The organism is Amycolatopsis jejuensis (assembly GCF_000717335.1).
GTDB lineage: Bacteria > Actinomycetota > Actinomycetes > Mycobacteriales > Pseudonocardiaceae > Amycolatopsis > Amycolatopsis jejuensis.
Map to the genome: position 1 here is coordinate 358,532 of NZ_JNYZ01000004.1, position 12,897 is coordinate 371,428.

The 12,897-nt window shown below is 68.1% G+C and carries 11 protein-coding genes and 2 pseudogenes; 7 read left to right on the top strand and 6 right to left on the bottom strand.

Annotated features, from left to right (window positions below; translation table 11 throughout):
• Positions 1-15: 15 nt before the first annotated feature.
• Positions 16-1,485, bottom strand: coding sequence for a flavin-containing monooxygenase (locus OO71_RS06275; RefSeq protein WP_033288631.1), 1,470 nt, complete (start codon positions 1,483-1,485; stop codon positions 16-18).
• Between the two features lie 78 nt (positions 1,486-1,563).
• Between OO71_RS06275 and OO71_RS06280 the strand changes: the two genes are divergently transcribed.
• Together OO71_RS06280 and OO71_RS06285 are read left to right on the top strand one after the other, a co-directional pair.
• Positions 1,564-2,247, top strand: coding sequence for a TetR/AcrR family transcriptional regulator (locus tag OO71_RS06280; RefSeq protein ID WP_051791134.1), 684 nt, complete (start codon positions 1,564-1,566; stop codon positions 2,245-2,247).
• Positions 2,204-3,118, top strand: a complete 915-nt coding sequence (locus OO71_RS06285; protein WP_033288632.1) for a LysR family transcriptional regulator — start codon at positions 2,204-2,206, stop codon at positions 3,116-3,118. Before OO71_RS06280 ends, OO71_RS06285 begins: the two co-directional genes overlap by 44 nt.
• Here OO71_RS06285 and OO71_RS06290 read toward each other — a convergent pair.
• Both OO71_RS06290 and OO71_RS48565 read right to left on the bottom strand, forming a co-directional pair.
• Positions 3,111-4,724, bottom strand: coding sequence for a flavin-containing monooxygenase (locus OO71_RS06290; protein WP_211260443.1), 1,614 nt, complete (start codon positions 4,722-4,724; stop codon positions 3,111-3,113). The genes OO71_RS06285 and OO71_RS06290 overlap by 8 nt on opposite strands.
• Before the next feature lie 132 nt (positions 4,725-4,856).
• Positions 4,857-5,467 (bottom strand): annotated as a pseudogene (locus OO71_RS48565) (cytochrome P450); the annotation flags it as partial.
• An 8-nt stretch (positions 5,468-5,475) separates the two neighbouring features.
• On the opposite strand from OO71_RS48565, the pseudogene OO71_RS49915 reads away from it, so the two are divergent.
• A pseudogene (locus OO71_RS49915) lies at positions 5,476-5,708 on the top strand (cupin domain-containing protein); the annotation flags it as partial.
• Position 5,709: 1 nt separating this feature from the next.
• On the opposite strand, the gene OO71_RS06305 reads toward OO71_RS49915, so the two are convergent.
• Together OO71_RS06305 and OO71_RS47080 are read right to left on the bottom strand one after the other, a co-directional pair.
• Positions 5,710-6,432: a CPBP family intramembrane glutamic endopeptidase gene (locus tag OO71_RS06305; RefSeq protein ID WP_033288634.1), complete on the bottom strand. Its 723-nt coding sequence runs from the start codon at positions 6,430-6,432 to the stop codon at positions 5,710-5,712.
• Positions 6,433-6,981 (bottom strand): ArsR/SmtB family transcription factor, encoded by a 549-nt coding sequence (locus OO71_RS47080; RefSeq protein WP_051791101.1) that lies wholly within the window; start codon positions 6,979-6,981, stop codon positions 6,433-6,435.
• A 117-nt stretch (positions 6,982-7,098) separates the two neighbouring features.
• Here OO71_RS47080 and trpB point away from each other — a divergent pair, with 117 nt between their 5' ends.
• Genes trpB through OO71_RS06325 form a run of 3 tightly spaced genes read left to right on the top strand, consistent with a single transcriptional unit; the run spans position 7,099 to position 9,749 of the window.
• Positions 7,099-8,262 (top strand): tryptophan synthase subunit beta, encoded by a 1,164-nt coding sequence (trpB, locus tag OO71_RS06315; RefSeq protein ID WP_033288635.1) that lies wholly within the window; start codon positions 7,099-7,101, stop codon positions 8,260-8,262.
• Positions 8,259-8,987, top strand: a complete 729-nt coding sequence (gene trpA, locus OO71_RS06320; protein WP_033288636.1) for a tryptophan synthase subunit alpha — start codon at positions 8,259-8,261, stop codon at positions 8,985-8,987. Before trpB ends, trpA begins: the two co-directional genes overlap by 4 nt.
• 36 nt (positions 8,988-9,023) lie before the next feature.
• On the top strand, positions 9,024-9,749 hold the full coding sequence (locus OO71_RS06325; RefSeq protein WP_033288637.1) for a GntR family transcriptional regulator: 726 nt from the start codon (positions 9,024-9,026) through the stop codon (positions 9,747-9,749).
• Here OO71_RS06325 and OO71_RS06330 read toward each other — a convergent pair.
• Entirely contained in the window at positions 9,723-11,261 is a 1,539-nt protein-coding gene (locus tag OO71_RS06330) for a PucR family transcriptional regulator (protein ID WP_033288638.1), read from the bottom strand. The genes OO71_RS06325 and OO71_RS06330 overlap by 27 nt on opposite strands.
• A 121-nt stretch (positions 11,262-11,382) precedes the next feature.
• Here OO71_RS06330 and OO71_RS06335 point away from each other — a divergent pair, with 121 nt between their 5' ends.
• Positions 11,383-12,885, top strand: coding sequence for a CoA-acylating methylmalonate-semialdehyde dehydrogenase (locus OO71_RS06335; RefSeq protein WP_084144740.1), 1,503 nt, complete (start codon positions 11,383-11,385; stop codon positions 12,883-12,885).
• The last annotated feature ends 12 nt before the right edge of the window (positions 12,886-12,897 follow it).

The window sequence follows — 12,897 nt, forward strand, 5'->3', positions numbered from 1 at the left end:
GTCGGCCACCGGCCGTCATGCGAAACTGTAGTCCTGCAACGGGAATCGTGCTGCTTCGCGGTGTGCGCTGATCGTCGAGGTCGGCCGGAGCAGGGTGGCCTCGCCGTGCTGGTTGAAGTAGTAGCTGTTGGCGGTGGCGCATTGGCCGAGCGTGAACACCGAATGCCCGACTTTACGCGTCATCCGGTCGAGGAATTCGTCGTTCGCGCTCTGCTTCACCTCGAAAATGTCGGCTCCGCGGCGGCGCATGGCGGTGAAAAGCCGGTCCAGGTGTTTCATCTGACATTCGATGGTGGTGAAATACGAAAGGCCACTGTAGGAATACGGGCTGTTGAGCGAAACCAGATTCGGGAACCCGGGCACGGTGACGCCTTCATAAGCCTGGAACCGGTTCGCCCGCCACCATTTCCCGAGGTTCTTCCCGTCCCGGCCGAGGATTTCGATGGCCGGGAAATTCGTGTCCCACAGGTTGAATCCGGTGGCGAGCACGAGCACGTCGATCTCGGTGCGGGTACCGTCGGCGGTCACGACCCCGGTCTCGTCGATCCGCTCGATGCGGTTCGTTTCGAGATGTACGTGCGGACGCGTGAAGGCCGGGAAGTAGTCGTTGGAGAACGTGGGCCGCTTGCAGCCGAAGGAATAGTCCGGCGTGAGCTTGCGGCGCAGCGCGGGATCGCGGACCTGGCGGTGCAGATGCGCACGGCACCAGCGTTCGGCGATCCGGTTGGCGGTACGGAACTGCCGGTACTGCACCACGCCCGAGATCATCATCAGTTCCAGCAGTGAGCTCCCGGCCAGCCGCACCGCCCGCTGCACGAGCGGCAGCCGCGCAAACGCTTGCTGCACCGGCTTCGGCACGGCGTAATCGGGCTTCGGGCTCACCCAGATCGGCGTGCGCTGGTACACCGTGAGGTCCGCGGCGACCTTGGCGATCTCGGGGATCAGCTGTACGGCCGTGGCCCCGGTGCCGATCACCGCGGCGCGTTTGCCGGTGAGGTCGTAGCTGTCGTCCCACGCGGTGGTGTGGATGACCTTGCCGGCAAAGCGATCGATGCCCTCGATGTCCGGCATCTTGGGCTGCGACAGGAATCCGGTGGCGGTGAGCAGGTACTTCGTGGTGACCGTCTCCCCGCCTTCGATCCCGATCCGCCAGCCGGACCCGTCCCACGTCGCGCCGGTCACCACCGTGCCGAAGCGCATCGACGCACGCAGGCCGTACTTGTCCGCCACGTGCTCGGCGTACTTCTTCAGCTCGGCACCGGGCGCGAACAGCCGCGACCAGTACGGGTTGGGCTCGAACGAGTACGAGTAGGTGGACGACGGGATGTCGACGGCCAGCCCCGGGTAGCGGTTGACGTGCCAGGTGCCGCCGAGGTCGTCCTCCCGCTCGAGGATCAGCAGGTCGCGGTAGCCGAGCCGGCGCAGCTGGATGGCCGCGCCCATGCCGCCGAAGCCCGCACCCACGATGACCGCGTCGTACTGCATGCTCGGCCTCCGTCCGGAACGACGTGTCAGTAACGGAACGGTATGTCACTTCGGCGGGATTGGCAATACACTGCGGACGTGACAGCCGAGTCCCGCCCCGCCACCCGCGCCGAACGCCGGAAGCAGGAACTGCGCCGCGAAATCATCGACGCGGCCTTCGACTGCTTTGCCGACCTCGGCTACCACGCCACCGGCATCTCCGACATCGCCACCCGCCTCGGCATCGGACACGGCACGTTCTACCGGTACTTCGAGAACAAACGCGACATCGTCGACCACGTCATCGACGACCTCGTCACCCGCATCGTCACCGCACTCACGGCCGAAAACGCCCCGGCTGCGGTGTCCACTTTGGACGCCTACCGCGAGCAGAGCGCCCGCATCGGCGACGCACTGGCCCACATCTTCGGCGAGGACCCGCGCGTCCCCCGGCTGCTGCTGTTCGAAGCAGCCGGAATCGACAAAGCGATGGCCGCGCGGGTACTGGACTTCCTCGAAATGGCCACGGAACTGACCGCGGCATACCTGTCACACGGGGTGGAACTGGGCTACCTGCGCGCCGACCTGGACATCGCGAACACCGCACGCGCCATCAACGGCATGATCCTGGCGTCCGCGATCTCGTCCCTGCGCAACCCGGGTGACCAACGCAACCTGAGCGAAGCCGTCCGCCGCATGATGTACGACGGCATCGTGGCCCGCGGTACTGTCGAGAAGCATGATCACGCTCCACCAGCTCAGGTGTTTCCTCGCCGCGAGTGAGTACGGCTCGTTCGCCAGTGCAGCAGCGCAGCTCGGGTACGCTCCGGCGACCTTGTCCGAGCACATCAACCTGCTCGAGCGCGCCGTACAGACGCGCTTGTTCGAACGACGTGGCCGCGGGGTCGTCCCCACCCCGGCAGGAGACGCCCTGCGCCCCCATGCGGAGCGGGCGGTCGCGGCCGTCGCGGAAGCGGAACGGGCGGCCAAATCGGCCGGAGCCCTCGAATCGGGAACGGTCCGGGTCGGCATGTATGCCCATTCGGTGATCGACGACGATCTGATCGCGAAAATACTGCAGGAGTATCCTGGTTTACATATCGAGATTGTCGGCCGGAGCTCAACCGAGGCCATTGACGCGCTCCGGCACGGCCTGATCGATGTCGCCTTTGCCACCTTGCCGATCGCGAACGAAGATGATTTCGACATCCGCCCCATCGCGCAGATCGAGCACGTGTTCACCAGCAAGGACCCGGCCGTTCCCGATCGGGAGGTCACCGCCCACGACCTCGCCTCGGCCAGCTTGGTGCTGGCCAACGCACGCGAACGAGCGACGGATTCGTTCCGCGTCCGGCTGGCCGAACGGGTACAACGCCTCGGGCTTACCTTGACCATCCGGGCCGAGGTCGAAAGCGGCGAGACGGCAATCAAACTCGTGGACCGCGGAGTCGGCAGTACGGTGGTTCCCTTGCCGCTGCTGCGGAAAGTCGCCCCGCACCTGAGCTGGGTGCCCTTGCAGCCGAAGTTCCACGACACCGTCGTCGCGGTGCATTGGCGGGGCGCCGAACCTTCGGCCGGATCCAGGCTGGCGACCAGCTTGGCGGAAAAGTGCATCCGGCGCTACGCCTCACCCGGAGGCAACCTCGTCAGGTAAAAGAGAAACCCTCGAAGCCGTTGTTTGCCACCTTCTCGATCCGGGCAAAGTAATTCCCGGTGTGCCCGGTGTAGAGAACAGGTGCTTTCACCTTTCCCGGGACGTTTGCCCCGACGTATTGGGAGCCGCCGTCTGCAGCCTTGTGCAATGCGGTTCCGTCGAATTCCTCCGCTACCTCCTTCACCCAGGATTCGACGGTATCCGGCAGGGCCTCCATGCTGCGGTATCCGTTGTCCTGCAGGTGCGAGATGGCACGCCCGATCCACCGGGCGGCATGTTCGTTCATGACCGGCCCGTTCACGATGGGGCTGAGCGGCCCGGAGCTCATGAACAGGTTCGGGAAGCCGTCGACCGCAAACCCGTAGCAGGACCGCGGACCGGCGCTCCACTTCTCCCTGATCGACCGCCCGTCCTTGCCGCGGATGTCGATACGATCGACTCCACCGGTGATGTCGAAGCCGAGCGCGAAGATGATGACATCGAATTCGTACTCGCCGTCCGTCGTCCGGATCCCGCTGCGAGTCACCTCTTCGATCGGGTTTCCGCTCAGGTCGACGATCGAGACATTCGGCCGGTTGAACGTCTGGTAGTAGTGGTGGCCGATGGCCGCCTTGGCCATGGGGTCGGGCGGGCAGAGCAGGTCAGCCGTGGCCGGGTCGTCGACGACGGCGTGGATCTTGCGCCGGACGAAGTCGGCCATGGCCGTGTTGGCTGCCTCGTCGATCGTCCAGTCGGCGAACGTTTCGAAGACGAAGTGCAGGCCACCGAGTTCCCATCCTCTTTCGAGCAACCGCTGCTGCTCGGCCTCGGGCAACTCCCCGAACACCACGTCCGAGTCGTCATACGGCAGCCCCTCCGACTGCTGGTGTGCCCTCGCCCAGATCTCGTCGTAGCTGTCCTTGATCTCCCGCCGCTTGTCCTGGTCGAACACCTGGTTGCGAGCCGGGAGCACAAAGCTTGCGGTGCGCTGGAATACGGTGAGCTGCCGGGCAGACTGGGCGACGACCGGGATGAGCTGAACAGCGGTCGGCCCGGTCCCGACCACCGCGACTCGCTTACCTGTGAGGTCGACCGGTTTCTCCGGCCACCGTGCCGTCAGGTACCAGTCCCCCTCGAACGACTCCAGGCCATCGAACGGAGGGTTCAATGCGGCGGACAAAGGCCCGACCGCGGTGATCAGATACCGGCACCTGATGCTGTCACCGTGGTCCGTCGTGACGGTCCAGTGGTTATTCCGGTCGTCATGGATTGCGGAATTCACGGTCGTACCGAACCGGATATCGCGGCGCATGCCGAAACGATCTGCGACGTGCTGCAGGTACCGTTTGATCTCCGGCTGGGTAGCTTGGCGCTCGTGCCAGTCCCACTCCTGCTGAAGCTCGCGGGAGAACGAGTAGCAGAAAACGATCGAATCGCTGTCGCAGCGGGCGCCGGGATAGCGGTTCCAGTGCCATGTGCCGCCCACGTCCGTGGCCGCCTCGATGACCCGGACCGACAGTCCTACGACGTCACGGAGCTCGTAAAGGGCCCGCAGCCCGGCGAATCCGGCGCCGATGATCACCGCATCGACGTCGATCTCCGGTGAGCCACCACTGGGGTTTCGCACGTTCATTCTCCTCGTACCCGGAACCATGGGTACGAGCCTCGCGGAAGAGGGATCGCCGAGCGAGCGGCATTTCCCGCGCGGACCTGCCGGAAAAACCGATCGCCGGACAACGTCGCCGTGGCCCGCTGACGCTCACCACGTCACCGGGAGCTCGTGCACGCCGTACACCTCCATGTCCGACCGCATCCGCACCTGCTCCGCCGGGATCGCCAGGCGCAACCCCGGGAACCGTTGCAGCAGCGTGCCGAGGGCGGTCCGCAGTTCGATGCGGGCGAGCTGCTGACCGAGGCACTGGTGGATCCCGCGGCCGAACGCGAGATGCCCGGCCACCGGGCGGCGCACGTCCAGCCCGGTCCGGGTCGGGGAACCGGTCCGGATCGCGGTTCGCGGCCGGCCGGTGGACCTGCACCGCTTCCCCGGCACGCAGCAGGATCCCGTCGATGGTCAAGTAGCGCAGCAGCTCCTCCACCGCACCGTCGGCCAGCGACGGGTCACCACGCAGCACCGCGTGCTGCTCCGGATGCGCGAGCAGCGCCCACGTCCCGAGCGCGAGCATGTTCGCCGTGGTCTCGTGCCCGGCGGTGAGCAACTGCGCGGTGTCGCGCTGGAAGCCTTCACGGTCCGCGTACGGCACGCCCAGCGACGGGATGGGCAACGAGCTCGGCCGGCGGTCCGGCCAGCCGCATCGCGTCCGCGCGTTCGTCGACGATCTCGCGGATCCGCTCGGTGAGCGCGTTCATCCGGCAAGCCGCAGGAATCGACCCCGCAGACGCACGAGGGCTACGAATGGGCGTATGTCCTCAATGGATCGTGCGGCTCGTCCTCGGGGAACACGACCTCACGCTTTCCCCTGGCGAGGCCGCGGAATTCGACACGCGGGTGCCGCACTGGTTCGGTGCGGCAACCGCGCAGCCGGTGGAGTACCTCAGCCTGATCGGCCGTCAGGGGCAGCGGGCGCACGTGCGGGCAGCGCCCAAGGCGTGAGCTACCAGCCCAGAATTCCGGGGATGTCGCAGATCGCGTGCGCAATTATCGCGGCGTAGGTATTGCGAGTCCGCGCATAAACCACGACCAGGACCGCCGAACCCACCACGATCCGGGTGAGCGTTTCGACGAGACCGGAACTGCCACTCAGATAATGCAGCCCGGCGAACACCAGGAACGAGACGATTGCGGCGGGCCACGTCCGGCCGGTCAGCCGGATGAGACGTTCCATCAGCAAGCCACGGAACAGAAACTCCTCGTAGACCGCGGCATTGAGCAGAATCGCGATCTTGGCGACGATCGAGAACGCCAGGAACATTCCGTGGCCGCTGTTCGCGTCGAAACCCGGGCCGTGCAGCAGCAGGTAGAGACCCTCGCCGAAGACGATGAACACCGCCGCGCCACCGAGCGCCCACCAGAGGTCTTTCCGTTTCATCGCACGTAACCCGAGGGAGGCGAGCGACTCCCGTTCGATCACCAGCACGTACAGCAGCAGGAGGATGACCGCCGCCCAGCGCAGCACCTGACCGGTCGCGAATACGCGTTCGAAAGGCGTCGGATGATCGGAAAGAATCCCGATCGCCTGCAGGAACGACGTGACGGGATTCGCCAGCACCGGCACCAACGCCGGTACAGAATACGTCAGCGCGAGTGCCATCAGCAGGGATAGCGCACCCCATCCCCGATGTCTCGCCGGTTTGGTCTCGACAACTTCCTTCACCATTCAGCCCCTCGATTCCGGACGATCCTGCACATCGGTCAGCGCGAAGACAATGCTCGCCCGGACCCCGTCCTCGGCGGGCTCGTCGCGCATCCGCATGACCAATTTCTCGACGTGGTCGTACAATTCGCCGACCTGCTTCAGCGACAGCCGCGCGGTGGTCCGGAAGAGCCGTGCCTCCCGGCGGGCACCGCGCTCGCGGGCAGCGAACGCATCGCTGACGTCGACCCGCGTGACCTGCAGCATCTGCCCCAGAAACTCGGCGATCTCGGCCGGTGAAGAACCCTCCGCGGGCGGCTCGGCGGCCACCGGCGCGTAGACCCGTTCGACCTTCCCGCCGTCGATCCGCCGGTACTCGCAGACCTCGACGAGCCCGGCGCGCTCCAGCTGGCGGAGGTGGTAGTACAGCCGGTCCGCCGCCATGCCGACCCATTCGGCCAGCTCCTTGACCGACTGCGGCTCCGTCGCCAGCGCCTCCAGCAGCCGGATTCGCAGGGGATCGGCGAGCACCCGCCGCGTGGACTGCAGGTCGGCCCGCTTCCGGTCGTTCATGTCATTGGAATATACCCACTGATTGGAGAATTTACAACTACGGCCTGGAGCGGTTGCACTCGGCCGCCAAGAGTTCTATAACTGTGGTGACTGTTCTAGAACTCTGAGGAGCTCACGATGACCATGCGCACCCCGGCCCGGCAAGGGAAGTTCGGGGAGTACGGCGGGCGCTGGGTGCCGGAATCCCTGGTCCCGGCCTGTTTCGCGGTGGCGGACGCGTTCGAGGAAGCCTGGGCCGACCCGGCGTTCCGCGGCGAGCTGACCACGATGCTGGCCCGGCACGTCGGCCGCCCCACCCCGCTGACCGCGGTGTCGCGGTTGTCCGCCGAACTCGGGGTCACCGTCGTCCTCAAGCGGGAAGACCTCACGCACACCGGGTCGCACAAGATCAACAACGCCGTCGGGCAGGCGCTGCTCGCGCGGCGGATGGGCAAGCGGCGGCTGATCGCCGAGACCGGGGCCGGAATGCACGGCGTCGCGACGGCCACCGCGGGAGCCCTGCTCGACCTGCCGGTCACCGTGTTCATGGGCGAGGAAGACGTCGAACGCCAGGCGCACAACGTGTTCCGCATGCGTTACCTCGGCGCGGAGGTCGCGCCGGTCCGCGCCGGCAGCCGCACGCTCAAGGACGCGACCAGCGAGGCCATGCGGCACTGGGTCGGCGCGACCGACGAAGCGCACTACTGCCTCGGCTCGGTGGTCGGACCACATCCGTACCCGTGGATGGTGCGGGAGTTCCAGCGCGTGATCGGGGAAGAGGCCCGCGAGCAGTACGCCGCGGTGCCGGATTTCGTGGTCGCCTGCGTCGGCGGCGGTTCGAACGCGGCGGGTACCTTCGCGGGATTCGCCGACACCACGGCGCAGCTCGTCGGGGTCGAAGCCGTCGGCGGATCGGGCGCGACCTCCGGGCAGGCCGGGGTCCTGCACGGGTCCCGGTCGCTGTTCCTCCAGGACGAGCACGGCCAGATCCGCGAAGCCCACTCCATCGCCGCCGGGCTGGACTACCCCGGTGTCGGCCCGGAGCACGCGTACCTGCGCGATCTCGGCCGGGCGCGGTACGTCGCGGTCGGGGACGACGCCGCAGTCGCCGCGGCCGGCCAGCTCGCCCGCACCGAGGGCATCATCCCGGCGCTCGAATCCGCGCACGCTCTCGCCTGGGTCGCCGAGGCCGCCGGTACCCCGGATCTGCCGGCCGGCTCGACGGTGCTGCTCACCCTGTCCGGCCGCGGTGACAAGGACATCACCACCCTCATCGCCCGTTCGGAGGAGACCGTCCGATGACCCTCGAAACCCACCTGCGCAGCCGCGGGCGCAAGCTGCTGATGCCGTACGTGACCGGTGGCGTCACTCCACAATGGACCGAGTACCTCCCGGCCCTCGCCGCGGCCGGCGCCGACGCGATCGAGGTCGGCATCCCGTTCTCCGACCCGACCCTCGACGGCGTCACGATCCAGGAAGCGTCCACCGTCGCGCTCGCCGACGGGACCACCCCGCAGAGCGTCCTGTCCGACCTCGCGCAGTCCACAGTGGACGTACCGATTGTCGTGAGCACGTACGCCAACCTGGCTCTCCGCAACGGTTTCACCGCTGACCTGAAACGGGCCGGGGTCGCCGGGCTGATCGTGCCCGACCTGCCGCTGGAGGAGGTCCCCGACCACGCCGAGGTCCCCCTTGCCCTGCTGGTCTCCCCCGCGACTCCGGCCGGACGGGTGCACGAAATCGCCGCGCGGAGCCGAGGTTTCGTCTACGCCGTGTCAGCCATGAGCACCACCGGCGAACGCGACCACCTGCCTGCATCGGCAACCGAGCTGGCCGCGCGAGTGAAGAGGGCGACCGACCGTCCGGTGCTGGTCGGTTTCGGCATCTCCGAACCCGCGCACGCCGCCGAGGCCGCGCAGGTGGCCGACGGCGTGATCATCGGCGCGGCGATCATGCGCCGCGTGCTCGACGGGGCCGGTCCGGCGCAGGTCGGCGAGTACGTCGCAACGCTGCGGGCCGCCTTGTAGGATTCGCGGAGACGCTGGAACGGAGAACGGACGCGCATGGCGAGGTACCGAGCAATCGCCGCGGATCTCGCCGCGAAGATCCGCGCCGGGGAGTACGCGCCCGGCGAAGCCCTGCCGCCGCAACGGGAACTGAGCGCGGCGTACGGCGTCACGCTGATGACGCTCCGCCAAGCTCTGCGGGAACTCAGCGACGAAGCCCTGATCGTGCAACAACCCGGCCGTGGCACATTTGTCACGCCGACGTACCGGCTGGGGTCCTTGCGCAGCTTCACCGAGGACCTGCGCGATCAGGGTTACGTCGTGCGCACCGAAGTCGTGAGCCAGACGGTACGGCGGTTGCCCGCTCGCATCGCGGCCCAGCTGCAAGCCCGCAGTACCGATTCCGGCCTGCGGCTGGAGCGCGTCCGCGAGTTCGGCGGGCGGCGGGCAATCCATCAGGTGTCGTGGATCGCGCCACCGCACGGGGAACGCTTACGTGACAACGATTTCACCGCAGTTTCGCTGTACACCGCGTTGGCCGAGCTCGACGTGACCGTAGGCTGCGCGAGTGAAACCATCCGCCCGGATGTCCTGGACGACAAGCTCGCCCGGCATCTCGGCGAACCCGCCGGTACCCCGGTCCTGGTCAGCGAGCGCAGCACCAGCACGTCGGACGGCACCGTCGTCGTCACCGACCGCGCCACCATTCTCGGCAGCATGATGCACATCACCACCGAACGCGCCACCGACCACCTGTCATTGCGCTGGGGAACCGGCACCTGACCCGCGGTGCGCCAATACCGCCAGGTGCAACGACAATCGAGTGTCCGGATTGGACAGATCAACCCCGAGCAAGCGTTCGATCGTCGCCAGCCGGGAGTACGCCGCGGGTCGGCTCAAATTCAGCGCCCGCGCAAACGAAGTCATGGAATACCCGGACTCGACGAAAGCGCGTAGCGTCGCAAAAGCCGTGCTACCACGGGGTTCGGGCAACGTAAGCAACGGGCGCAGCTGGGCTTCGGTGAACTCGTGCAGTCGCGGATGATCCCGCAGCCACCACAACAATCCGCGTACCCCCAGATCTCCAGCCCGGCGAAGTCCAGGTACCCCAGGCGAATCGACGTCCGCCACGTGCACCGCTTCCTGCAGCGCCGCGGGTAGCTCGGCCAGCCGCCGCACGGGACCGGCCGCGCCGAACGCAGCAGCCAGACCGTCCGGTACCCCTTCCACAATGCGTTCCAGCAACGCCGCCGAGGCCGGAAGAATCACCGCAGCGCGCCCGGCGAGCACGCCACCGATCCCGCCGGGAGCCAGCACGGCCTCCAGCAACGCGTGCACCTGCGCAGGCGCCACCGGACGGCACACCAGCACCTCGTACTGCGCTGCCGCAGCCAACCCGAGCGCGCGAGCCCGGGCGCGCACCGAACCCTCGTCCGCGACAGCGCCGTGCAGCAGGTCACGCAGTAAGTCGCCCTGTGCTTCGAGTTCCATCGACAGCGGGTCGCGCTCGAGCAGTTTCCCCACCGTGAGCGCTTCGGCCGCGCGTTCCAGCACCATCCACGCCGCGGGCTGCTCCCCACCCGCGCGAGCGGGCACGACCAGCCGTCCCCAGCGTTCGCGGGGCGGACCGACCGGCGTGCACATCCAGCCCTCCGGCCCGCCAACGTCGGTCCCGGCCGTGAACGGGACCAGCCTCGACCGCGCCGGCCAGTCGCGCAGGAGGGCTTCGGCTGACCCGGAACCGGCGTATGCGAGCGCGCGATGGGTCCGGTCCTCCAGCACCACCGGCAGCCCGATCAGCTCCGCCGCGTGCGCGAGGACCGCGTCCGGCGCCTGCACCGGCGACCCGACCGTGCTGAACACCTCGTGTGCCCGCTCGGCCAGCCGCAGCCGCTCGTAGTGCGCGTTGACGATCCGCGCGTGCACCGTCTCGGTGACCTCGATGAACCGGACCGTGCTGCGCAACTCGACCAGCGGGAACCGCGCGGCGCGGGCGGCCTGTACGAGCGCGTCCGGCAGCCACCGCAGGTGCTGCCCCGGCTCCACGACGAGCCCGATCGCCCCCGCGTCCCGGAGCGACCGGATGTACGCGACCGCGTCGAACCCCGGTTCGGTCATCGCCCTGCCGATGGACAGCACCAGAACGTCGCTGGTCAGCGTGCCCGCGACGTCGCTCAGCTCACTCACGTGCACGGAGGCGACCGGCACGTCGATCGCGTCCGCGGCCGAGCGCACCACCGGCGACCCGGCGGCCATCACCGGCAGCTCGAGGACGTCGCGCAGGGTCAGCTCCACCTCGTCAGCCTACCCCGACGAAATGTAAACCCCAGTGCCGTGGTTTCGCCGTTTCGTCGGTTCCCCCGCGCGCGGAAGAGAGGCACGCTGCGGAAGCTGAACCCGAAGGAAAGGTGGCTCGATGAGCGATTCCGTGCCGACGCTGTCCCAGTGGATCGACGGCGGTGACCAAGCCGGTACGCCGGACGGCTACGCGGACGTCACGAACCCGGCGACCGGCCGGGTCACCGCGCGCGTACCACTCGGCTCGGCCGCGGACGCCGAGGCCGCGATCGCCGCCGCGAAGGCCGCGTTTCCCGCGTGGCGCAAGACTTCCCTGGCCAAGCGGAGCCGGGTACTCTTCCGCTTCCGCGAGCTGCTCGACGCCCGCGCGCTCGAACTGGCGAAGATCATCACCGCCGAGCACGGCAAGGTGCTCTCCGACGCGGCCGGCGAGGTCGCGCGCGGCCTGGAGGTGGTCGAGTTCGCGTGCGGGATCCCGCAGCTGCTGAAGGGCGACGCGACCGCGAACGCGTCCACCGACGTCGACGTCACGTCCCTGCGCGAGCCGCTCGGCCCGGTCGCGATCATCTCGCCGTTCAACTTCCCCGCCATGGTGCCGATGTGGTTCTTCCCGATCGCGATCGCGGCCGGGAACACCGTGGTGCTGAAGCCGTCGGAGAAGGTGCCGACCTCCGCGCGCTGGCTCGCCGAGCTGTGGCGCGAGGCCGGGTTGCCCGACGGCGTGTTCAACGTGCTGCACGGCGACAAGACCGTTGTCGATACTCTGCTGCGCAGCCCGGACATCGAGGCGGTTTCGTTCGTCGGCTCGACCCCGATCGCCCGGTACGTCTACGAAACGGGCACCCAGCACGGCAAGCGCGTCCAGGCGCTCGGCGGGGCTAAGAACCACCTGGTGGTGCTGCCCGACGCCGACCTGGACCTGGTTGCCGACCAGGCGGTGAGCGCCGGATTCGGGTCCGCGGGCGAGCGCTGTATGGCGGTGTCGGTGGTGGTCGCGGTGGGCGATGTCGCGGACGCGCTGGTCCCCCGGATCGCCGACCGCGCGAAGACGCTGGTGACCGGCGACGGGACGCGCGCGTGCGACATGGGTCCGCTGGTGACCGCGGCGGCGAAGGACCGGGTCACGAATTACATCGCCGCTGGGGCCGAGGCAGGCGCAACGCTGGTCCTCGACGGGCGCCAGGGCGAGTTCGACGCCGACGGCGACGGATTCTTCGTCGGCCCCACGGTGTTCGACCACGTCCGCCCGGACATGTCGATCTACACCGACGAAATCTTCGGCCCGGTGCTGTCGGTGGTACGGGTGGAGACGTTCTCCGACGCGGTGGAGCTGATCAACGCCGGACCGTACGGCAACGGCGCGGCGGTCTTCACCAACGACGGCGGCGCGGCCCGCCGGTTCGCCGCCGACGTCGAGGCTGGGATGGTCGGCGTCAACGTGCCGGTGCCGGTCCCGGTGGCCTACCACTCGTTCGGCGGCCGCAAGAACTCGCTGTTCGGCGACACCCACGCGCACGGCGGCGAGGGCGTGCACTTCTTCACCCGTGCCAAGGTCGTCACCACCCGCTGGCCCGGCGCCGGACAGGGCGGGCTCGACCTCGGCTTCCCGCAGAACGTCTGAGAGGAGACCACA